The 21,832-nt window shown below is 70.9% G+C and carries 16 protein-coding genes; 8 read left to right on the top strand and 8 right to left on the bottom strand.

Annotation, left to right across the window (positions count from 1 at the left end):
• Positions 1-281: 281 nt before the first annotated feature.
• A complete protein-coding gene (locus tag ACZ56V_RS11015) occupies positions 282-1,106 on the top strand; it encodes a hypothetical protein (RefSeq protein ID WP_468941131.1) in 825 nt (274 codons plus the stop codon).
• A 164-nt stretch (positions 1,107-1,270) separates the two neighbouring features.
• On the top strand, positions 1,271-2,215 hold the full coding sequence (locus tag ACZ56V_RS11010) for an NADP-dependent oxidoreductase (protein ID WP_468941128.1): 945 nt from the start codon (positions 1,271-1,273) through the stop codon (positions 2,213-2,215).
• 299 nt (positions 2,216-2,514) lie between these two features.
• On the opposite strand, the gene ACZ56V_RS11005 is transcribed toward ACZ56V_RS11010, so the two are convergent.
• The 4 genes from ACZ56V_RS11005 to ACZ56V_RS10990 all read right to left on the bottom strand — a co-directional run bounded on the left by ACZ56V_RS11005 (position 2,515) and on the right by ACZ56V_RS10990 (position 7,613).
• Positions 2,515-3,819: a glycoside hydrolase family 125 protein gene (locus tag ACZ56V_RS11005; protein WP_468941125.1), complete on the bottom strand. Its 1,305-nt coding sequence runs from the start codon at positions 3,817-3,819 to the stop codon at positions 2,515-2,517.
• Between the two features lie 61 nt (positions 3,820-3,880).
• Positions 3,881-4,924, bottom strand: a complete 1,044-nt coding sequence (locus ACZ56V_RS11000) for a LacI family DNA-binding transcriptional regulator (RefSeq protein ID WP_467379286.1) — start codon at positions 4,922-4,924, stop codon at positions 3,881-3,883.
• Between the two features lie 44 nt (positions 4,925-4,968).
• Complete coding sequence (locus tag ACZ56V_RS10995) at positions 4,969-5,898, bottom strand: ROK family protein (protein WP_468941122.1); 930 nt, start codon at positions 5,896-5,898, stop codon at positions 4,969-4,971.
• Positions 5,895-7,613, bottom strand: a complete 1,719-nt coding sequence (locus ACZ56V_RS10990; protein WP_468941119.1) for a class I mannose-6-phosphate isomerase — start codon at positions 7,611-7,613, stop codon at positions 5,895-5,897. Before ACZ56V_RS10990 ends, ACZ56V_RS10995 begins: the two co-directional genes overlap by 4 nt.
• A gap of 291 nt (positions 7,614-7,904) precedes the next feature.
• Between ACZ56V_RS10990 and ACZ56V_RS10985 the strand changes: the two genes are divergently transcribed.
• The 6 genes from ACZ56V_RS10985 to ACZ56V_RS10960 all read left to right on the top strand — a co-directional run bounded on the left by ACZ56V_RS10985 (position 7,905) and on the right by ACZ56V_RS10960 (position 17,849).
• The gene (locus ACZ56V_RS10985) at positions 7,905-9,218 is read left to right on the top strand and encodes an ABC transporter substrate-binding protein (RefSeq protein WP_468941116.1); all 1,314 of its coding nucleotides are present in this window, start codon (positions 7,905-7,907) and stop codon (positions 9,216-9,218) included.
• Positions 9,215-10,174 carry a carbohydrate ABC transporter permease gene (locus tag ACZ56V_RS10980; protein ID WP_398909551.1) on the top strand — a complete coding sequence of 320 codons (960 nt, stop codon included), beginning with the start codon at positions 9,215-9,217 and terminating at the stop codon, positions 10,172-10,174. The genes ACZ56V_RS10985 and ACZ56V_RS10980 overlap by 4 nt, the downstream gene beginning before the upstream one ends.
• A gap of 2 nt (positions 10,175-10,176) precedes the next feature.
• Positions 10,177-10,992, top strand: coding sequence for a carbohydrate ABC transporter permease (locus ACZ56V_RS10975; protein WP_468941112.1), 816 nt, complete (start codon positions 10,177-10,179; stop codon positions 10,990-10,992).
• 58 nt (positions 10,993-11,050) lie between these two features.
• Entirely contained in the window at positions 11,051-12,256 is a 1,206-nt protein-coding gene (locus tag ACZ56V_RS10970; RefSeq protein ID WP_468941109.1) for a glycoside hydrolase family 76 protein, read from the top strand.
• A 52-nt stretch (positions 12,257-12,308) separates the two neighbouring features.
• Complete coding sequence (locus ACZ56V_RS10965; RefSeq protein WP_468941106.1) at positions 12,309-15,443, top strand: glycoside hydrolase family 38 N-terminal domain-containing protein; 3,135 nt, start codon at positions 12,309-12,311, stop codon at positions 15,441-15,443.
• Positions 15,444-15,857: 414 nt separating this feature from the next.
• A complete protein-coding gene (locus ACZ56V_RS10960) occupies positions 15,858-17,849 on the top strand; it encodes an ATP-binding cassette domain-containing protein (RefSeq protein ID WP_467379281.1) in 1,992 nt (663 codons plus the stop codon).
• Positions 17,850-17,971: 122 nt separating this feature from the next.
• Here ACZ56V_RS10960 and ACZ56V_RS10955 read toward each other — a convergent pair whose 3' ends face one another.
• From ACZ56V_RS10955 to ACZ56V_RS10940, 4 genes are all read right to left on the bottom strand, one after another.
• The gene (locus ACZ56V_RS10955; protein WP_398909561.1) at positions 17,972-18,415 is read right to left on the bottom strand and encodes a hypothetical protein; all 444 of its coding nucleotides are present in this window, start codon (positions 18,413-18,415) and stop codon (positions 17,972-17,974) included.
• Between the two features lie 44 nt (positions 18,416-18,459).
• Positions 18,460-18,861: a cupredoxin domain-containing protein gene (locus ACZ56V_RS10950; RefSeq protein WP_468941102.1), complete on the bottom strand. Its 402-nt coding sequence runs from the start codon at positions 18,859-18,861 to the stop codon at positions 18,460-18,462.
• Positions 18,862-18,899: 38 nt separating this feature from the next.
• Positions 18,900-19,460: a COG4315 family predicted lipoprotein gene (locus ACZ56V_RS10945; protein ID WP_468941099.1), complete on the bottom strand. Its 561-nt coding sequence runs from the start codon at positions 19,458-19,460 to the stop codon at positions 18,900-18,902.
• Between the two features lie 340 nt (positions 19,461-19,800).
• Entirely contained in the window at positions 19,801-21,558 is a 1,758-nt protein-coding gene (locus ACZ56V_RS10940; protein ID WP_467379279.1) for a lysyl oxidase family protein, read from the bottom strand.
• Positions 21,559-21,832: the final 274 nt, after the last annotated feature.

The following is a 21,832-nucleotide window of genomic DNA, read 5'->3' as shown; positions in this document are numbered from 1 at the left end:
CGACACCGGTCCGCCCTCGGCGTGGGGCGGACCGGCCCGCGCAGGAACCCATGGACGCATGCCCCCGCGGCCGAATGACACGGACGCGGGGAGATCGGAGAGACCACGTGGGAGCAGCAACGACGAGGACGCGGCGGCCACATCTTCACCGGCGTTCGGCACTGCGCACCGCTCTTTCCGGCGGCAGCGTGCTGGCCCTTTCCGCCCTCCTCCTCGGATGTACGCAGGCGCGGCCCGGATCGACGCCCCGTACACCGGTGGCGACACCGACGCCGTCCGGCATGGCCCAACTGCGCCTGCCGATCAACCGCTACGTGCAGACCGCCGAGGAGGAGGCCACCAGCGAATACCTCACCTACCGCGTCGAGCAGACGTGCATGCGGGGGTTCGGGTTTCGGTATCTGCCGCATCTGTCCACCGACTACATCAGCCGTGCGGTGGCGGTCCGGCGCGAGTACGAGTCCCGTCGCTACGGCATCAGCGACCGAGCCATCGCAGCCGAGCGCGGATACCATCTGAGTCCGGCGTCGGCCGGCGGCCGGATGCCGCAGAACATCAACACGCTTTCCACAGCGGAGCGGGCGGCCCTGTCTGGACGCACCGGAGACGGCAGCGGGCCCGCACCGTCCGTCCGAGGTCGGCCTGTGCCCAGCGGCGGGTGCGCGGGGCAGGCCGCACGCACGGTGCAGGGTGACAGCGCTTCGAACGAAGCACGCCAGGGACACGATCTCGTCGTCCGCCTGCGCCACGAACTGTTCCTGGAATCGCGCACGGACCCCCGCGTCACCGCGGTCGACCGCGAGTGGTCCGCCTGTATGAGCGAGAAGGGATTCCGCTACCGCGACCCGGACGCCGCGATCGGCGACAGTCGGTGGAATCTGCAGAGTGACGCACCCAGCCGCGGCGAGATCGCCGTGGCCAGGGCCGACATCGCCTGCAAACTGCGTACGAACCTGCTGGGTGTGAACTTCGCGGTCGAGGCCGAGTATCAGAACGCCGCCGTGTCCGACCACGCCGAGGAACTCAGCACCCTCCTCGAACACCGGAACGCGGAGTCCGGGCGGCTGCCGCGGCTGATGGCCCAGTACGGGACCCCGCCGGCCTGAGGACACACCGGGCCTCGAGCCGCCCTGCCCGACGGTTGTGAGGTCACGTGTGACGGGCACGGGCGACCGCCAGCACTTGCTTTGAATTCGAAGCAGAGGTACCGTCGTCAACAGTTGCTTCGAATTCGAAGCAAGGTGGACTGTTGACGAAGGTGAGAACCGAAATGAAGGCAGTACGTTTCCACGAGTACGGCGATCCCCGTGTCCTGCGCTACGAGGACGTGGAGCGGCCCCTCCCCGGGCCCGGCGAGGTCCGGGTCCGGGTCGCCGCGACGTCGTTCAACTCCGTCGACGGCAACATCCGCGGCGGCTTCATGCGCGGCCCCATCCCGGTGGTGCTGCCGCACACTCCCGGCATCGACGTCGCCGGTACGGTCGATGCGCTGGGCGAGGGCGTCGACGGCATCGCGGTCGGCGACGACGTGATCGGCTTCCTGCCGATGGACGGCGCCGGAGCCGCTGCCGAGTACGTCCTGGCACCGGCCGAGGTCCTGGCCCGGGCACCCAAGAGTGTCCCCTTGGCCGACGCCGCCGCGGTGCCCGTGGTGGGTCTGACCGCGTACCAGGCGCTGTTCGACCACGGCAAGCTGACGGCCGGGCAACGCGTGCTGGTCAACGGCGCCGGCGGAGCGGTCGGCGGCTACGCGGTGCAGCTGGCCAAGAAGGCAGGCGCCCACGTCATCGCCACGGCCGGCCCGCGCAGCAGCGAGGCGGTCACCGCGGCCGGCGCCGACGAAGTCGTCGACCACACCACCACCGGCGTCACCGCGGCGGTGACCGAGCCGGTCGACATCGCACTCAACCTCGCCCCGGTCGACCCCGCCGAACTGGCCGCGCTGGCCACCCTGGTCCGTCCCGGCGGTGCCGTCGTGAACACCACGGTCTGGATGCCCGCTCCCAGCGACGAGGAGCGCGGCGTACGGGGCATCGACCTGTTCGTCCGCAGCGACGCCGGCCAGTTGGCGAAGCTGGTGTCGATGATCGACTGCGGCGAGCTGCACGTCGCCGTCACCGAGCGGGTGCCGCTGGCCGAACTGCCCGCGCTGCACACCCGCGCCGCCGAAGGCGGAGTGCACGGCAAGGTCATCGTCGTCCCGCCCGCCGACTGACGTCGGTCCGTCGCACATCACGTGCCGCCCGCTGTGGGACCACCGGCAATCCGTCAATCCCTCAACGTCAATCCGCGACGCCTCCCACGGTCTTCAGGACCCGTACACACCGACACACAGGATCGCGGCGCTGCTGATGACGAGAGCCGCGGTCAGCCACGGATTGGTGCGGAAGCGTGCCGGTACTCCGGTGTGGCGCAGGCGCCAGACGGCGGCGCGGGGTCGCCACCACCGGACGGAGCCTGAGGACGGCCCTCCGCGGACGATCTGCCGAGGACGATCGCCACTCCCCCGGCGGTTCAGGTCCTCGCCTGCCACAGGGGCCGGGTGCCCAGTCCCACGGTGTCCAGGGCGAGTTCGGCGTACATCGCGTTGGCCCAGGAGAACCAGGGGCGGGTGAACCGGCGGGGATCGTCCTTGTGGAACGACTCGTGCATCTGGCCGGTGCCGGCGTCGGTCGAGAGGAGGGTGGTCAGGGCCCTCACGCGCTCTGTGGTGTCGTCGCTGGTCAGCCCCTGTACGGCGATGGCGATGGGCCAGATGTGCTCGTCGGGGGTGTGCGGGCTGCCGATGCCTGCGGCCGCCGTCCCCTGGTGCCAGGTGGGGTTCGCCGGCGAGAGGACGAACCTTCGGGTCGCGAGGTACACCGGGTCCGTGGTGGGGATGTTCGCTACGAGGGGCAGTGAGAGCAGCCCGGGCATGTTGGCGTCGTCCATCAGCACCGCGTTGCCGTTGCCGTCCACCTCGTACGCGTACATCGGGCCGAGTTCGGGGTGACGCACGGTGCCGTGCCGTACGGTGGCCGCTCGCAGCTCTGCCGCCAGTCGCGCGGCGTCCTCGGCGAGTTCCGTGTCGTGTGCGTGGTGCGCCAGTTCGGCGGTGCCGTCGAGAGCGGCGGCGGCGCAGAGGTTCGCCGGGATGTTGTAGCCGAAGGCGCAGGCGTCGTCGCTGGGTCGGAACCCGCTCCAGGTCATCCCGGTCCGGGCGACGGGCGTGCCCCGTCCGGCGTTCGACAACGTGTCGCTCGGCGGGCCGTTCTCGCGGCGGAAGCGGTACGTGGAGAGATGTTCGTGGTCCTGCTCCGTGCGCCACACCGAGATGACGGTGCGCGCGGTCCGGAGCATCCCGGGGACGTGGTCGGTCCGCCCGGTCGCCGCCCAGAAGCGGTGAGCCAGCAGCAGGGGGAAGGCCAGGGAGTCGACTTCGTACTTCTCCTCCCACACCCAGGGGTCCTCGCACAGGTCCTCGGGGTCGTGGGCCTGCCCGGAGGGTTCCGCGTTGAAGGCGTTGGCGTAGGGATCGTGTGCGATCTGCTGGAACTGCCGCCGCAGCACGGCGAGCAGGAGGTTCTGCGGGGCGGTGTCGTCCTCGAGGAGTGCCAGGTACGGCATCATCTGCGTGGACGAGTCGCGCAGCCACATGGCGGGAATGTCGCCGGTCACGACGAAGGCGGTGCCGTCGGGCATCGGCCGGATGGTGCGGGCCAGGGTGTCGTTCAGGCAGCGTGTCAACGTCTGGCCGAAGCGCGGGTCACCGAGGCCGTCCAGCCGGTGAACGGCCTCTTGGACGACCGGGTGGTCCGTGATGGCGGTGGGAAAGCTCATGGGTCGGCCTTTCGGCGGTCGGCGGGCGGCCGTCGGCGGTCGGAGGCTTCTTGACGGGGTGTCAGGCGCCGGTGGGCGGGTGACCCGGCCCGTCCGCGCGGGGTGCGCCGTGGCGGACGACGCGCGTGGGCACGGTGACGCGACGGGAGGCCCGCGGCGCCGCGTCGTCGTCCTGTTCAAGTCGGTCGATCAGCAGCCGCGCGGCCTGGCGGCCGATCTCGTCGGCGTCGTAGGAGACGAGGGTCAGCGGCAGACCGAGGACGTCGGACAGGTCGAAGTCGTCGAAACCGGCGACGGGCAGGGTGGTTCCGGACTTGTACAGGGCACGGATCGCGCCCTGGCTGATGCGGTTGTTGGTGCAGAACAGCGCGGTGGGGGGTTCGGCCAGGCCGAGCAGGTCGAGAGTGGCGCGCTCCGCTGTCGCGGCGTCGACCAGACCTTGGCGGATGAGGGAGTTGTCCGGATCGACGCCGACTTCTTCGTGTGCCGCCCAGAATCCGCGCAGGCGTTCGGCGCCGGTGTACAGCGCCGGCGGGTTGCCGAGGAAGGCGATGCGGGTCTGTCCGTCGGCGAGGAGGCACGCGGTGGCTTCGCGTGCGCCGTGGAAGTCCTCGACCAGGACGCAGTCGGTGTCGAGTCCGGCGGGCGGTCGTGCGGCGAGGACGACGGGGACGTGCCGCATGGCTCGGGCGAGATGCTGCTGCCTGCTGCCTGCGGGGACGACGATCAGCCCTTCGACCTGGTGGTCCACGAGTCCGTCGATGAGTCCGGGTTCGCGGTCGGCCTGTTCGCCGGAGTTGCTGAGCAGGACGCGCAGGCCGTACTCGGTCGCGACTTCCTGGACGCCGAGGGCGAGGCGTGAGTAGAACGGGTTGGCGAGGTTGGTGACGACGAGGCCGATCATCCCGCTGCCCCCGAGGCGGAGACTGCGCGCGGTCTGGTTGCGGCGGTACCCCAGTCGGTCGACCGCCGCGAAGACGCGCTCGCGGGTCGCTTCGGACACGCCGGGGTCGTTCTTGAGCACACGTGAGACGGTCATGGCGCTGACCTGCGCGAGCTTGCCGACGTCGTGCATGGTCGGCCCGCTGCCCCGGCGAGCGGTCATGCTCCTGCCCCTTCCTCTGCCTTCCTGCACCGGTACCCCCGTCCTCATGACGCGTCCGGCGCGCCCTGCGCCCAGTGGGCGGCCCCGAGCAGGGGGGCCTCCTCGGGCTGCCGGGCCGGCAGGACAGGTACGTCCGATCCGTCGGCCGACGCCAGTCCTGCGGTGAGCGCGGGGTGGATCAGGTCCCACGACCGGGCCATGGAGCCACCGATGACCACCGCGGTGGCCGCGAAGCGGTCGATCCATGGAGCCAGGGCCTGGCCGAGTGCGTCGAAAGCGTAGCGGAAGGCTTCCTGTGCGGCGGCGTCGCCCTTCCTGGCGCGCGCGGCCATGTCACGGACGTCGGGGAGGTGCTGGTCCTCCGTCATGGTGGTGAGGCGGGCGTAGTGCGTGCGGATGCCGCGACGCGAGACCGTGTCCTCCAGTGGCCCGCCGTGCACCGTCAGGCGGTACGCGTGCCCGCCGGGCGGGACGAGGGGCCCCGTGTGGACAGGACGGCCGCCGGACAGGAACGAGGACCCCACCCCCGTGCCCAGCGTCAGGCAGATGACGCGGTCGTGCCCCGCGGCGGCACCGGAACCGTACTCGCCGACGGCGAACGCGTCGGCGTCGTTGAGGAAGCACAGCCGCTCGCACCGGCCGGCCAGGCGCTCGCTCAGTCCCGCCCCGACGTCGACGCCGTTCAGGGATTCGAACTTGCCGACGCCGGCGAAGCGGCCGACGCCGGTGGCGTAGTCGAAGGGGCCGGGCATCGCCACGCCCCAGCGCGGGTCGTGCCCGCCCGGCAGCGCCAGGGCGGCCCGGGCGACGGCGTCGAGGACGGCGTCGGCCTCCGCGTGCGACCTCAGCGGCCTGCGGATCACGGGGGAGGGCACGGGGCGGCTCGCGGTGGGGTCGACGAGGGCCGCGGTGACGTGCGTGCCGCCGATGTCGAGCACCGGGACCGGCCGTGCGGCCTGCCTCGCCGCGGTCACGGTTCGACCACCAGCGCCTTGACGATCCGCACCTCGTCGCCGCCCAGGGCGCGGACGCGGTACGGGCCGACCGCGGCGGGGATCGTGATGGTCTCCGCGAAGGCCAGGGTGTGCGTGCGGCCGTCGTGGGTCTCGATGACGGCGCCTTCGCCCGCGGCCACGTTGAGGATGTGGAAGCGCCCGGCGGTGTCGTCGGGTATGCCGGAGCCCTGCGACACGACGAGGCGGTGCACCGCGTAGAACATCTCGGGCAGTGCGCCGATGACCTCCTCGCGCCAGCCCTCGCCCGAGCGCAGCTGACGCGGCTGCTGGATGAGGTCCTTCGTGACGTCGTCACCGCGCCGGGCCGTGTCCAGGTTGGCGAAGCCGTGCTCGTAGGGCAGGGGCCGGGAGGCACCGGCGGCGTCCTTGCGCAGCCAGTCGTAGAGCCGCAGGGAGTACAGGTAGGGGGTCGCGCTCACCTCCAGCACCAGGTTGCCCGCGCCGGACGCGTGCGGTGTGCCCGCCGGAATCATGAACAGCTGGCCCACCGTCGCGGTGTGCGACTGGATGTGCTCCTCGACGGGCATCGGGGTGCCGTTGCGGATGGCGTCCTCCACCTGGCTCCGCATGACGCCGAGGTCCGCCTCCCCGGTGAGGCCGAGCAGCACCCGGGCGCCGTCCTCGCTCGCGGTGACGTAGTACGTCTCGTGCTGGGTGTACGGCCAGCCGAACACCTCCCGCATGTACCGCTCCCGCGGGTGGAGGTGCAGGGACAGGTTGCCGCCGCCCATCGTGTCCAGGTAGTCGAACCGGATCGGGAAGGAGGTGCCGAAGGCGCGGTGCACGTCGGCACCGAGCATGTCCTCGGGGTGTGCGACGCACAGCAGTTGGAAGGGGATCTCCACCTGGGCCGCGCCCTTGTCACCGATCATGACTCCCGCTTCGGGCGCGATCAGCTCGTAGCCCAGGGCCGTGTTTCCCGCCTGCGGGGTGAAGCCGAGTTCGCTCGCCGCCCACTGGCCTCCCCACGGGGTGGAGTTGAAGTACGGGCGGGTGCGCACCGGCCCCCGGGCCAGGTGTGCCAGCGTGCTGCGCAGTGCGGCACCGTCCAGTGCGGCCGGGCCGGCCGCGTCCTGTACGTCGATCCATCGGTCGATCCGTCCCGCGATCGCGTCGCGGTGCCGGTCCAGCACGGGCCAGTCGGTGTAGAACAGGCGCACCAGGTCGCCGGGCGCGGCGGAGCGGCCCAGGTTGACCCCGACCGGCAGCTCGCCCCTCGACACGGCCGCCTCGGCGTACCGCTTCGGCAGGTCCGCGTACCACAGCAGGTCCGGTTCGCACAGCGACGCACCCGGCCCGTACACCAGCACCACTCCATCCCGCACGGGCCGCTCGGGCCGTGGAGGGGAGTCGAACAGGTCCGCGACCCGCGCCTCGGACAGCGGGGTGAAGAACGGGTCGTCGGCCGGGACGGGCAGGGCCGTGATCCGCTCGTCGGCCGCCGCCGCGTAGTGGTCGCGCACATCGATCGGGGCGATGTCGCGCCCTGCGGCGCGTACGGCTCCCGCGAGGCCGTCGGCCAGCGCGGCCCAGTCGAGGGCCGCAGGACCGTCGACCGCCAGGACGAGCGGGCCCGGCGGCAGATCCGCGGCCAGGGCCGGCCAGCCGACGGCCACCTTGCCGCCGACCGGCTGGTAGCTGGGGAGGGGGTCGTACGAACGAGACGCGGGCACATCGGCTCCTTACTCGGCTCCACTTGCGTTAACGATAACAGTGCTTGGCTGGAGGTGTCCACGACCGATCTGCCACCCGGTGAAGACACCGTCATGCTCTTGACCTCAGCTTTCATTGCTTCTTTCTTTGGGCGGAGATTCTTTTTCCTTCGGAGTCTTGCTACCGACGGAATGGTGTCGTTAACCTCCACGCAACACACACCGGGGCTGCTCCGGGGTCTCTCCGACGCCGCACACGTCCTGTGATTCACATCCGGCCATGCAGGTGGCCCGATTCCGTGAAGGTGATCAATGTCAGCATCGGGCAGGACCAGCAGTGCGGCCGTGCCGCTTGCTCGGCGCCGCTTCCTCACCGGGGTGGCCGCCGGCGCGGCCGCTCTGACGGCTGGGGGCTGCGCACGGGGAGCCAGCACGTCCGCGCAGCCGGGGACCACGAGCATTTCCAACGACAACGCCACCTGGGACGACGGCTACCGGGCGGCCGGCCGCGAACTGAAGAAGATCACCGGATACACGCTCAGGCCGCTGTCGAATCCGTCGGTCACCTCGTACCAGCAGGTCGTGCAGATGACCCTGCAGACCTCGAAGTCCTCCGACCTCGTCAAGTGGGCGTCCGGCTACCAGCTCAAGCGCCTGGCGCGCGCCGGCGGGCTCACCGACCTGACGCGCGTCTGGAAGGGGTACGCGGCCAAGGGCTGGGTGCGTGGCACGTCGCGGGAGTCCGTCTCCTACCGGGGCAAGGTGTTCGGGATCCCGCTGTACGAGTCGTACTACGTGCTCTTCTACAGCAAGCCGGTGTTCGGGAAGCTGGGCCTGTCCGCCCCGAGCAGTTGGGACGAGCTCCTGCACTGCGCCGAAGTCCTCAAGCGCAACAGGATCACACCCTTCCTCGCCAGCCAGGTGGGCGGCTGGCCCGCGATCGAGTGGTTCCAGGAACTGGTCAGCAAGGTCGACCCCGGCTTCTACCAGAAGCTGGTCGCCGGCGAAGCCTCCTACACGGACGACCGGGCCCGCCGGGCCATGGACATCTGGCACGACTTCATGCGCAAGGGCTGGATGACCTCTCCCGACTTCGACCAGGCGCGCGGCCCCGGCGCGCTGAAGGAGGGCACGGTGGGCATGTTCCTGCACGGCACCTGGCAGGCGTCGGGCATGTCGGCGGCCGGGATGAAGCCCGGCACCGACCACGGCGCCTTCATTCTGCCGACGGTGCGTTCCTCCACCCCGAAGAGCGTCATCGCCGAGTCGGGCGTCTTCGTGGTGCCCAGCCGCGCCTCTTCCCACGAGGCGGCGATGGCGAACGTCGGGGCCTGGCTCGACCCGTCCGTCCAGCGGGTGTGGAGCGACTTCCTCCAGGACAGCTCCGCCAACCCGAAGGTGCGCGCCGGCAATCCGGTGGTGGCCGGGCTCCAGCGGGACGTCGCCCGCAACCGCCGGACGGCGCTGGTCCGCTACTGGGAGGCAAGCCCGCCCAGCCTCATCCAGGGCAACACCAACGACCTCGGCGGATTCATGGCCGGACAGACCTCGCCGGCATCCACCCTGCGGCGGATGCAGGAGCGCGCACACGACGAATGGGCGGCCTGGAAGCGAGACGAAGCATGAGCACCTCTGTGACCGACCGACGCCCGCCGACCCCGGCCGGCGGACCGGGAGCGCCCCGGCGCACCATGCGGCGTCCCCCCTTGACGCCTGCGTGGGCCACCGCGCGTGAACGTCTGACGGCCGGCGGGTTCATGGCCCCGGCCGTCCTCCTCGTCACGCTGTTCCTGCTGGCCCCCTTCGTGTGGACCGTCTACCGCAGCTTCTTCAGCGACACGCGGACCTCGCCCTTCAGCTGGTTCGACAACTACTCGTTGTTCGCGTCCGACCCGGCCCTGTCCCGCTCCATCCAGAACACCCTGATGTGGGTGGTGGGCACGGTCGCGCTGCCGTTCGTGCTCGGACTCGCGATCGCCTGCATGACCAACGCCGGCCGCTTCTCACGCCTGGCGCGGCTGTGCGTCGTACTGCCCTACGCGCTCTCCGGATCCGCGGTGGCGGTGGTGTGGAACTTCATGCTCACCACCGACGGCGCCGTCAACCAGGTCCTGACCGGCATGGGGCTCGACTCGGTGGCCCAGGGCTGGCTGCTGACCTGGCCGGGAAACACCGTGGTGATGATCCTCGCCAACGCCTGGCAGGCCACCGGCGTGGCCGTCATCCTCTTCCTGGTCGGACTGCAGTCCATCCCGCCCGAGACCCTGGAGGCCGGTGCCCTGGACGGCGCGAGCGGCTGGCAGCAGTTCCGTCACATCGTGCTGCCGCAGCTCCGCCCGGTGTCGATCATCGTGATCGGCATGAGCCTGGTCAACGGCCTCAAGTCCTTCGACCTGATCTGGGTGCTCACCCAGGGCGGGCCCGGACGGGCCACCGAGACGCTCGCCGTGTCCATGTACAACGAGACCTTCCTCGAACTGCGGCCCGGCGCGGGAGCGGCGATCGCGGTCGTCCTCACCGTGATCGTGCTGGCCGCCTCCTGGCTCTACCTGCGCCGCCAGCTCGACGTGAAAGGCGTGTGACGATGTCCCTCGGCCGAGTTCTGCGCAACGCCGTCATCGCGGTACTGGCCCTGCTGTGGCTGGTGCCCACCTGGCTCCTCGTCGTCAACGCGCTGGTGCCCGCCGGGAGTTACTCCGGCAGTCCGCACTGGCTGCCCCGGGACTTCGGGCTGTTCGGCAACATGTCCCAGGCCTGGGACAAGGCCAACCTGGGCCCTGCGCTCGGCAACAGCCTCCTGTACTCCATGGTCAGCGCCGCGGCCGCCGCGGTGATCGCCGGCTTCGCCGCCTTCGCCACGATCGTCATGCCCGTCAAACGGCAGGCGTTGTGGTTCTGGGTGATCTACTCCGGCACCCTGCTGCCCCTCCAGGTCTTCATCAGGCCCTTGTTCCTGTCCTACGCCCACACCTCGCTGTACGACACCCAGACCGGGCTGGTGCTGATCTACACGGCGATCGCGGTCCCGTTCGCGTTCTTCGTGATGCGCAACTACGCCCTGACGCTGCCGCGGGAGGTCGTGGAGGCCGCCCGCATGGACGGTGCGTCGTGGTGGCGGGTGTTCTGGCAGATCCACGTTCCGCTGACCCGCTCCGCCATGATCGCCGTGTTCGTGTTCCAGTTCGTGGCCGTCTGGAACGACCTGATGTTCGGCATCACCATGGTCGCGAGCCGCAACATCCGCCCCGTCATGGCCGCGCTCGCCGACCTGCAGGGCAACTACTCCAACGTCGGGCCGCCCATCGTCCTGGCCGGCGCCCTCCTGGTGTCGCTGCCGACCGTGGTGCTGTTCTTCTCCGCCCAGCGCTTCTTCGTCAGCAGCCTCAAGATCCACCGCTGAGCCCGCACGCCCGCTCCTCCCCCGTCATCGTCCCGTCATCGTCGCGAAGGGAACACCCATGCTGCGCTCCCTGCTCACCCGCGCCACCGCCCCCGTCGTCTGCGCCGGCCTGCTCTGGTCCGCCGCCCCCGCACACGCCCAGAGCCCCGAGCACACCCGCCCGGTCTCCTCCGGCACCTGGGCCGACCGTGCCACCAGCACCTACCGCGCCCTCCAGCGGCACCTGTACGAGGGTCCCGGCAACCACGGGCTGTACCAGGAGCACACACCCCGGCAGGCCACCGACCCGGAGCACTCCTACCTCTGGCCGTTCCGCGAGGCCGCCCAGGCAGCCGTCGACATGCAGCGACTGCCGCGCACCGGGGGCACCTACCGCCAGGACGCGACCGAGCGGTTCGACACGGCGGAGCTCTACCACACCGGCGGCGAGCGTCCGGGCTACCAGTCGTACCTGCCCGCCCCCCTGGGCACGGGCGGCGACGTGTACTACGACGACAACGCCGTGGTCGCCCTCAGCCAGCTCGACCAGTACGAGGAGACCGGCGACGCACGGTACCTGCGGCGGGCCGAGCAGGTCGTGCCCGTCGTCTCCCGGGCCTGGGACGGCGACGGCACCAAGACCTGCCCGGGCGGCATGGACTGGTACGACGCGCCAGGCAACAACATCCGTGCCACCAACGTCACCGCCCTGTCGGCCCAGCTCGCCGCCCGGCTCTACGAGCACACCCGCGACCGCGCCTACCTCGACAAGGCCGAGCAGTGGTACGGCTGGGTGTACTCGTGCATGCGCAAGGCACCCGGCCTGTACGCCAACGACCGCGGCGACGACGGCAGCACCAACGAGACGCTGTGGACCTACAACTCGGGCTCCATGATCGGCACCGCCACGGCGCTCTACCGCGGCACCGGTGACGCCCGGTACCTGAAGAAGGCGGTGGAGGACGCCCGCGGCTCCCTGGCGTACTGGACCGGGGACACCCGCCTGCACGACCAGCCGGCCGTCTTCAACGCCTTCTACTTCAAGGACCTGCTCGACCTGGACGCCGTCCGGCCGGACCCCGCCTATCTGAAGGCCATGAGCACGTACGCGGACAGCACCTACCGGTCCAACCGGGACACCTCCAGCGGCCTGTTCCGCTTCCAGCCCTCCAACGGCGGCGACTACGACCCCGCCGCACCGGCCGCGACCCTCAACCAGTCGGCCATGGTCCAGATCTTCGCCACCCTCGCCGACGCCACCCGCCGGGACCACCGGACTTCCTGACGCGGCGGACCGCGCGCCCCGCTCCCCTCGACGCAAAGGACCCTCACGCACCATGCCCAAGCCACCGCTGACCCGGCCGTCCTGGTGGGACTCCGACATCGCGCGCGACATCCTGAAGGAGCGCGTGGCCACCACCGTCGGCCTCGGCGGCCTCCAGGTGCGGCTGTCGGGAGAGCCGCTGCTGCGCCACGACGGGACGGGCGGACTGCTGCAGTCCATCCGGCTCGGGGTACACCACCCCGACGGCGCACACCCGCGACAGCGGATCACCCGGGCCCGTGTCACCACCGCCGGGGGCGCCCCCGTCCACTGCGAGATCGTGCCCGGACCGGGAGACGACACCCGTCTCCTGGTCCCGGAAGCAGACGCGCCCACCCCGCTCCTGATCGAACTTCCGGAACTCGAAGAGGGAACCCGGATCGCCTTCGAGGTCCGGCCGCAGCGCCACTGGACGCTGCACCTGGTGCAGCACTCCCACCTGGACATCGGCTACACCGACCCGCAGGGCCGGGTGATGGCCGAGAGCCGCGCCTACCTGGACTCGCTCCTCGAACTGTGCCGCGACACCGACGACTGGCCGGAGCTGGCCCGCTTCCGCTGGGCCGTCGAAGGATTCCACTCCTTCCAGGACTGGCGGGCCAACCGGCCCCAGCGCCAGGTGGAAAGCTTCCTGGACCGGGTGCGCGAGGGACGCGTCGAACTCACGGCCATGCCGTTCAACCTGCACACCGAGACCTGCTCCACCGACGAACTGCACGAACTGCTGCGCCCCGTCACCGCGTTGCGCGACCGGCACGGCATCGACATCACCACGGCGATGCAGACGGACGTGCCCGGCCAGGTGGTGGGCCTGCCCGACGTCCTCACGGACAACGGCATCCGCTACCTTTCCGTGGCGCACAACTGGGCCGGCCGCGCCGTGCCCCACCTCGTCGGCGGGGAACACCTGCCGCGCCTGTTCCGCTGGCAGGCGCCGAGCGGCAACAGCGTCCTGGTCTGGCGCACGGACACGCCGCACGGCCTGGCCTACATGGAGGGCTCGATCCTCGGCTTCGACGAGTCGTACGACCACGTCGACGACCTGCTGCCCGCCTACCTGGGCGCCCTGGCCAGCTTCCCCTACCCCCACCAGGGGCGCGGGATCCCCGGCTTCCCCGCCCTCGATCTGCCCGGCACCGCCGACCCCTACCCGTGGGACGTGCTGCACCTGCGGGTGCTGGGCAAGTTCGCGGACAACGGCCCGCCGCGCCGCATCATCTCCGACACCGTGCGCCGCTGGAACGAACAGTGGGCCTACCCGCGGCTGCGCGCGTCACGCAACCAGGACTTCTTCGAGGACGCCGAGAAGCGCGTCGGAGACCGCCTGGAGACCTACCGGGGCGACTGGAGCGACTGGTGGGTCGACGGCGTCGGCGCGGGCGCCGTCCCGCTGGCGGCCACCCGGCGCGGGCAGGCGGCCCTCGCCGAGGCACAGACCGTGGCCGGGTACGCGCACCTGATGGGCGTACCCGGCAGCACGGCCGTCGCCTCGGCCGCACCGGACGTCTACCGGTCCGCGTCGCTGTTCAACGAGCACACCTGGGGTGCCGGCGACCCCTGGACCCACGGCGACCACGGCCACGGGTCCGGCGAGAAGCAGTGGCACTGGAAGTACTCCCAGGCCATGCGCGCCCACGACGACGCGGAGACGCTCCTGGACGCCGCCCGCGCCCTGCTCGGTGAAGCCTTCGCCCCGTCCGACGACGCGGCGGCGTCCTTCTACGTCGTGAACACCTGCAGCTGGCCGCGCACCGAGACCGCGCGCCTCTTCCTGCCGGAGAGCACGGTCGCGCTCGGCGACGCGGTACGGGTTCTCGACGGGCGTACCGGCGAGCCGCTGCCCTTCACGGAGGAGGCGCAGAGCAACGAGCGTCACCGCGCGGCCGGGCGGTTCCTGCACGTGCCGGTCGCGGACGTGCCGGCCTGCGGAGCCGTGCGGCTGGACATCGTCACCGGCGCCGACTCCCCGGCACCGGTCGGCGGGGCGAACCCGCCCGCCGATGCCACCGTCCTGGAGAACGACCACCTGCGCGTGACGGTCGACCTGCGCGAGGCGTGCATCGCGTCCGTCGTCGACAAGGCGACCGGACGCGAGATGGTCCGCCAGGACGCCGTCGTCGGCTTCAACGGCTACGTCTACGACGAGTACGCCACGGCCGGCGCGTTCAACCACCAGTCCAGCAAGACCGTGGCCGACGACTCGATGCACCTGCTCGCCTCCCGAAGCACCGCGCCGCCCGCCGCCCTCGTCGACCGCACCACGGACGCCACCGGACAGACCCTGGTCTACGAATGCGCCCCGGCCGGTACCCGGCGGCTCCGGGTGCGCGTGCACCTGCCGCACCACGCGGCCCGCGTCGACATCGAGAACCGTATCGACAAGAACGCGACCCTCACCAAGGAGAGTGCCTTCTTCGCCTTCCCCTTCGCCCTCGACGCTCCCGCCGTGCACACGGAGTCCACGGGCGGCGTCCTGGGCAGCGACCGCGAGACCGTGCCGGGCTCCGCGACCCACATGCGCGCCGTGCGGCGCTGGATCAGCCTGAGCGACGGCACCCGCCACGCGGCACTGGCGACGGCCGACGCCCCGCTCGTCCAGCTCGGCGGGATCGCGATCCCCTACGTCCCCTACCCCCAGTCGCTGCCCCAGGCGGAGCCGGCCACTGTCTTCTCCTGGGTGCACAACAACATCTGGGACACCAACTTCCCCGCCCAGCAGGCCTTCGACCACGTCTTCCGCTACAGCGTCGGCTTCGCCACGACCGCGGAGAACGACATGGCGCGGGCCGACGAACTCGCCGTACGCGTCGCCGCTGTCACCGGCCACCCCCTCGTACCGGTACGCGCCCGCGCCCGGGCGGGGGCCGCGTCCCCGGCGCAGGAGCGGTTCCTGGCCCTGGACGATCCCCGGGTGCGGCTCGTCGGGGTGACGGTCCCCGACAGCGGCACGCTCCTGGTACGGCTGCAGTCCCTGGCCGACGTCCCCGTCACCTGTCGCCTGAGCACCCCCTTCGCCGTCGACCGCGCCGTCCGCAGCACCTACCTGGGCAGGCCCCTGCGAGACATCGGTCCGGAACCGGACGGTGCGATACCGGTCGACGTACCGGCACTCGGAACGGCGGCCCTGGTCCTCGGTCTGCACCGGTGACGGCACGGCCCCCGCGGGTCGCGAAGCCGGTCGGGGCGTCGACACGTCTCAGCCCTCGGCGGTGTCGGCGTTTCGGCCACTTCGGACTCGACGCCAGTCCCCCACTGGTCCGGAGATCTGCGCCCGCAGGGCCCCTGGGCCCAGCAGTCAGCGGGTTCCGCAGCGCGACCGAATGACGTGTGTTCGAAATCGCTGCCGAGTCGTTGGTCCTCATGACTGTGCCGCAGCAACCGTTCATGGGGGGACGATGACCTCGATCACTGAGCAGAATCAGCCGTCACAGCCGGCGGAGCACGCCTTGCGGGACGGCTACCCACAGGAGGGCGGTGTTCGAGCGGCTGCCGGCGTGGTCTTCCGCGTGCTCGTGCACGGTCCGTCGTACCGGGCGCTGAACCGGCCTGCGGGAGTGGCCCTGTGAAAAGGTTCTTCGGACGGGTCACGATGGCCGACCCGCAGGTGTCCGACGCCGAACACGAGTTGTTCGGCGGTCCCCTGCGCTACGACATGGGCTGGTCCCAGCACGAGCACGCGACCCTGGACCTGACCATGGTGTCCGCGCTGCGCTCCATGCCCGCCCTCGTCGGGGCCACGCTGCGCATGGCCTGGCAGGCCGATCGGCGTGCCCTGCTCTCGGTCGGGGTCAGCGAGATCGGCCAGGGCGTCGCCGCGGCCGCCGGCCTGCTCGCCGTCAACGCCGTCATGCACGCCCTGCTGGCCGGCACCGGCAGCGCTGCCGAGCGGCTGCACGCCCTGCTCCCCGGTCTGCTGGCCGCCGCCGCCATCGGCGTCGTCAATTCCGCCCTGTCCGCGTGGTCCACGTCGCGCGCGGGGCGGCTGGAGCCCAAGGTGGAGCGGATCGCCACCACGCAGTACCTGGCCGCCGCGGCCGGCGTCGAACTGGAGGCCATCGACGACCCCGACTTCCGGCGGCTGGTGGACATCGCCCAGCACGGCCCCGGTTCCGCCCGTCGCATGATCAGTGCCTGCGTCGCGGCGCTGAACGGCCTCATCTCCCTGATCACCACCGCGGGCGTCCTCCTCGTATTGCACCCCGTGCTGCTGCCCATGCTGCTCCTCATCGCCGCCCCGCGCGGTTGGGGCGCCATGCGCGTGGCCCAGGAACGGTACGTGTCGGTGATGAGCTGGATCGAGCACGTGCGAGCCAGCCGGCTGATCGGCAACCTGCTCACCGAACGCAGCGCCGCACAGGAGGTCCGACTTCATGCCGTCGGCGCCTTCCTCCTCAGCCGCTACGAGCGCATGGCCGAGAGCGCCGAAGCCGAACAGGAGCGCCTCGCCTCGAGCAAGGCGCTGACCGAGTGGGCCGCCTCCGCCCTGTCCGGCCTGGCGATGGCCGCGACCTACGGAGCCATGTTCTGGCTGATCCTCGCCGGGCACATGAGCCTCGCCGTCGCCGGAACCGCCGTCATCGCCGTACGTACCGGCTCGGCGAGCCTGGGTGCGCTGGTGATGAACATCAACCAACTGCACGAGGAGAGCCTCTACGTCCGCGACCACGGACGCTTCCTCACCCAGGCCGCCCGGCGAACGCTGCCGCCCGGCGGTGCGCCCGTCCCCGAGCGGGTCGAGGAGATCGTTCTCGATGAGGTCACCTACCGCTACCCCGACCGGGACACCGCCGCCCTGGACGGGGTGTCTCTGACACTGCCGATGGGGTCCGTCACCGCGGTGGTCGGCGAGAACGGCTCCGGCAAGAGCACCCTGATGAAGATCCTCTCAGGCATGCTGCTGCCCGACTCCGGCACCCTGCGGTGGGGCGAGGCCGACCTCACCGGCCTCGACCGCGCCCAGGTCTTCGCACGCGTGTCCCTGCTCACCCAGGACTTCCAGCGCTGGCCGGTGACCGCCGCGATGAACATCCGCCTCGGCCGCCCCGACCACCCCGCGACAGACAAGGACCTCGGGCCCTCGGTCGACTACGCCGTCGCCGGCCCCGTCATCGCCAAGCTCCCCGACGGCCTGCGCAGCCTGCTGGCCCGCGTGTTCCGCGGCGCCATCGAACTGTCCGGCGGCGAATGGCAGAAGGTCGGCCTGGCCCGCACGCACTGGCGCAGCTCGACCTCCCAGGCGGACGGCATCCTCATCGTGGACGAACCGACCTCCGCCCTAGACCCCGAGGCCGAGATCGAGGCCTTCGACCGCATCCGCCGCCTCGCCGCCCCGAACCGCGCGGTCGTCCTGGTCACCCACCGCATGTCCGGCGTCCGCCACGCCGACCACATCTACGTCCTCAACGACGGACACCTCGCCGAGCACGGCACCCACGACGAACTCATCGCCGCCCGCGGCCGGTACGCCGCCATGTTCGACGCGCAGGCGGCCCAGTACGCCCCGGCCCCGAGCATCCCGAACCCCGCCGCGCCGACCGTGCCGGACCAGGTATGACCCGCTCGGTCCCCCGCCACCGGTCATTCCGGTCCCGCCGGCCCGAGCGGCCGCGTCACCATCCTCGGCATCGCGGCACCCGTCACCAGGTCTCCGGTGCCGGCCGGCTCCGTCGCGGGCGTTCAGTGCCGGCCTCGCGGACGGACGAGCAGCAGGTACACCATGGCGACTACGGCGACCGCCTGCGCCACGGCAGTGGCCTCCTTCTCGCCGAACCAGATCGGCTCGTACATGTTCGGGACCGGCCCCAGTTCGCCGACGTCCACGTAGCGGTACACGAGCAGGAGCGCGAGCCCGCCCGCCGCCACCGCAGTGGCGAAGAGGTCACCGGGAAGGCGGCGCCAGACGAGGACGAGCACGGCGGCCAGCGCCGCGAGTGCCGCCTCGATGCGGAAGAGGTTCCCCTGGCTGATGCTCGCCGAGATGCCGTCGTACTGGTCGGCCAGATCCGCGTGGACATACGCGTCCACGGCGAGGCAGGCCGCGGCGAGGAGCCGTGCCGCGCCCCTGACCAGGCGGCCGACGTCACCTCGGCGCGCGGGCGGGCCGGTGGGCTGGGAGTACATGTCAGGTCTCCATTCGCGGCCCGGACAGTACCGTCGGCCGGGTCTCACTTGACGGTGAGCGTGCCCTTCATGAAGGGGTGGATCGTGCAGTCGTACGGGAAGTCTCCCGGCTTCGACGGCGCCGTGAAGGCGGCGCTCTTGCCCGGGTCGATGTCACCGGTGTCGAAGGCCCCTCCCTTGGTCGCCGTCAGCGTGTGCGTGGTCGTGTCGTCGTTGACGACGGTGATCGTCGTCCCCGGGGAGACGGCCAGGGAGGCCGGCTGGAACTTGAAGTCGTTGATGGAGACCCGAGTCCCGCTGCCGGCGGACGGACCGGCGGTCGACGCGGTCTCACCGCCGCCGCCACCGCCTCCTCCGTTCGAACAGCCGAGGAGGGACGTCAGAACGAGCACGCAGGCGGTGGCCGCGGCGGTCCGGGTTGGGCCCGTGGGGAACGAGAACGGCATGCTGTCTCCGAGCGTTCGTCGGCCTGACCGGGCCGGGGTCAGTAGCCGCCGTCGTTGTTGTTCTGGGGCTTGGTGGTGATCTTCTTACCCTCGGGGTTGACGACGAACCACTTGGCGCCGAAGGCGTCGACGTCCTGACCGTTGGTGTCGCCGGCCTTCTGGTCGTCGGCGAACCGGTACAGCGGGTGCCCGTTGTACGTCACCTGCTCGGAACCGTCGTCGCGTTTGATCGTCTTGAGCAGGTCCTTCTTGACCCCGTCGCCCGCGGTCGGTTGTGCCTTGACGGTGAACGGCGGCCACGCCTTGGCGCAGTCCCCGTTGCACATCGACTTGTCCTTCTTGTCCTTCTCGAACAGGTAGAGCGTCCGGCCCTTCTCGTCGACGAGCATCTTTCCGTAGGTGCCGTTCTTGATGTCGACGGCGGTGGAGGTCGACGAGGTGGCGGCCGGCACCACGTCGGTGTCCAGGTCGGCTGCGGCGTTGTGGGTCTCGGTGCCGTCCCCGCCGCTGTCACCGCCGCTGTCCGAGCATCCCACCGCCGCCGTGGCGAGCAGGAGGACAGAGGCCAGGGCCGTGACCGTCCTGGTGTGCTGCTTCATGTGGGGCTCCTTGATCGTCGGCCGCCCGTGGGCAGCGCGCGGCCCACCCGATCGGGGCCGACGATCCCAGTCCAGCTCAGGGCCGGAGAACCGACCAACCGAGCAGGGCCGTTCGGATGTCTGCCGGTCCATGCCGCACCGACCGAGGCGAGTGTGCGCTCCAGGTGGCCGAAAACCTGCATGATGCACCCACACACCTGCGCGCCGGTGGAGTGCCGGCCCGGGAGCCGGCAGCAACCGGGGGTCGGTTCCGCCCCACCGGTGACGCGGCAGAGCCGACGGCCACCGCGGGCGGCCGTCGGCTCTTCGAAGCGGGGCGCTGACGCCCCCGGAGGTCGGATCAGTTCGAGTTCACCAGGTCGTGCGCAGGTACGGTCACGGTCCGTGCGTCCGGCTTGCCGCCGAGCACGATCTTCCGCAGCGCGCTGTTGTTGTCGAGGCTGGTCTCCTTGAGCCGCTTCTCGGGGTTGGCCAGCACCTGGATGTAGTACGTGCCGTTGGGTACGTCCGTGATGTCGAAGGACTGGCCCGGCAGGTCCTGCGAGTACGTGTCACCGGAGCCGACGTCGAGCACCTCCCGGACGGAGATGGAGTTCTCCTCGCCGCAGGCGGTGGACAGGTCGGTGTTGTACGGGTGCCAGTTGGCGTTCTTCACCGTGTAGTCGATCGCGTCGGTGTTGGCCAGGCAGAACGCCTCCTTTCCGCTGCGCACGGCCTCCTTCTTGTCCGCCTTCAGCAGCCGGTAGCTGGCGAAGTCGGTGAAGTGCCAGTGCACGTGTCCCGGACGCGGGTCCCATTCCATGGTGCCGGTCGGGGTGTAGCCGACCTGCTTGCCCTGGGCGTCGTAGAAGTACTGGTAGGCGTCCATCTTGGCCTTGCCGGGCGACCGGAAGCCGTCCACCACCAGTTGCGCCGGACCGGCGTTCCACACGTTGGCGCTGAAGGCCAGGTAGTCCTTGCCGGGGATGTCCTTCTCCCCGTCGGTGACGACGATGCCGTAGGCCGGCAGCGAGCGCAGGTCGGGCTTGGGAACGTCCGGCACGGCGGGCTTGCCGGCCGGTCGCTTCGCCAGCGGCTGGAGCGCCGGGGCCTTGCGCGAGCCGTCGGTCTGGCCTCCCTTGTCGCCGACCGCCATGGAGCGTGCGGCCTGCTGCTTCTTCAGCGCCCACGGCAGGGCGGGCGGTGCCGCCTTGAGCGGTCCGTGGCCCACGTTGTACGAGGGGCTCGCTCCGCTGGTGACCGGCGCTGCGGCCTGGGCGGGTGTCGGCGCGTGCCCCGGCCCGTGGCCCGCGTGTGCGGCCGGGGCCTGGTGGCCGGCTGCGTGCCCGGTGTGCTCGCCCGCCGTCGCGGACCGGGGCGCGGCCGACCGGGCGGCACCCTGGTCGTCCTCGTAACTCCGCTCCACCACGGTCACCTTGACGGTGGCGGGCTTGTTCGCGATGCCGAAGAGGTCGCGGTACTTCTTGGCGACCCCGACCTTGGCGGTGTAGGTCCCGGCCGCCAGTGCGACGGGCTCGGTGTAAGAACCCGCGTAGGTGTTGGCCGCCCAGCCCTTCTCGACGCCCCACACCGAACCCAGCGTGAACGGATTGGTGGGGCAGCTCTCCGGATACTTGGAGGTGGCGGGCGCGTCGGGGCGTACCCGGCCGCTGGCGTTGTTCGGGCAGAAGTCCTCGGTCCGGTTGAGGACCTTCTTGCCCGCCTTGTCGGTGATCGTGATCTCCGCGAAGCCGGGCAGCCCGGAGAAGTCCTTCACCGTGCCCTTGGGCAACGTCTTGGCCTTGGCCTTGCCGCCGTCGTACACGGTCTGGGTGATGGTCACCGGGTCCTTGTAGGACTTCCGGGTCACCTTCAGCTCCAGCGGCCTGCCCTCCGCGGTGAGGTAGGTGCCGAGGTCGAGGTAGACGCCCGGGTCCTCCTTCCAGGAGGTGAGCGTCAGTGAGTTGGTCGCGGCGATGAGGCTCAGCTTGGGCGCTGTCGCCGCCTTCGCCGGCTCCGCGGTGGCGGCCACGAGTCCGGCGGTCACGGCCATGGCGGCGACGGCCGTGGTGCCTGCGAGCAGTGGACGCCGCAGCCGGGTGGTGCGCGTTCTGGTCATCGATCCCTCGTCCTTCAGGTGCTGGGGGGTGCGGTGGGAAGGAAGCAGGCGGGCACGTTGCTGTGCCCGCGCTGTGAGAGGGAGCGGCCGGATGCTCGGTTGTCCAGAAGCTGGGAAACAGTGGGAGGTTGGCCGGATCGCTGTGTTGTGGACGAAATCAGGCTGAAGTCAGGGATAGGGGCCGCCTGAGTGCGCGCCGTGCGGTAAAGGGCATGGTCCGCACCGACCGGGTGCCGACCGCGCGCACCAACCGCGCGCGGACCTGTGTGGCTCG

This window comes from Streptomyces sp. NPDC034099, assembly GCF_055575415.1.
This window is presented reverse-complemented; position numbering and strand designations above follow the sequence as displayed.

Excerpts from the sequence above, each read along its gene's own strand:
- ACZ56V_RS10970 (WP_468941109.1), top strand. The coding sequence starts at position 11,051 with ATGCTGCGCTCCCTGCTCACCCGCGCCACCGCCCCCGTCGTCTGCGCC.
- ACZ56V_RS10940 (WP_467379279.1), bottom strand. The coding sequence starts at position 21,558 with ATGACCAGAACGCGCACCACCCGGCTGCGGCGTCCACTGCTCGCAGGC.
- ACZ56V_RS11015 (WP_468941131.1), top strand. The coding sequence starts at position 282 with ATGGCCCAACTGCGCCTGCCGATCAACCGCTACGTGCAGACCGCCGAG.
- ACZ56V_RS11010 (WP_468941128.1), top strand. The coding sequence starts at position 1,271 with ATGAAGGCAGTACGTTTCCACGAGTACGGCGATCCCCGTGTCCTGCGC.
- ACZ56V_RS10950 (WP_468941102.1), bottom strand. The coding sequence starts at position 18,861 with ATGCCGTTCTCGTTCCCCACGGGCCCAACCCGGACCGCCGCGGCCACC.
- ACZ56V_RS10965 (WP_468941106.1), top strand. The coding sequence starts at position 12,309 with ATGCCCAAGCCACCGCTGACCCGGCCGTCCTGGTGGGACTCCGACATC.
- ACZ56V_RS10955 (WP_398909561.1), bottom strand. The coding sequence starts at position 18,415 with ATGTACTCCCAGCCCACCGGCCCGCCCGCGCGCCGAGGTGACGTCGGC.
- ACZ56V_RS11000 (WP_467379286.1), bottom strand. The coding sequence starts at position 4,924 with ATGACCGCTCGCCGGGGCAGCGGGCCGACCATGCACGACGTCGGCAAG.
- ACZ56V_RS10985 (WP_468941116.1), top strand. The coding sequence starts at position 7,905 with ATGTCAGCATCGGGCAGGACCAGCAGTGCGGCCGTGCCGCTTGCTCGG.
- ACZ56V_RS11005 (WP_468941125.1), bottom strand. The coding sequence starts at position 3,819 with ATGAGCTTTCCCACCGCCATCACGGACCACCCGGTCGTCCAAGAGGCC.
- ACZ56V_RS10945 (WP_468941099.1), bottom strand. The coding sequence starts at position 19,460 with ATGAAGCAGCACACCAGGACGGTCACGGCCCTGGCCTCTGTCCTCCTG.
- ACZ56V_RS10980 (WP_398909551.1), top strand. The coding sequence starts at position 9,215 with ATGAGCACCTCTGTGACCGACCGACGCCCGCCGACCCCGGCCGGCGGA.
- ACZ56V_RS10975 (WP_468941112.1), top strand. The coding sequence starts at position 10,177 with ATGTCCCTCGGCCGAGTTCTGCGCAACGCCGTCATCGCGGTACTGGCC.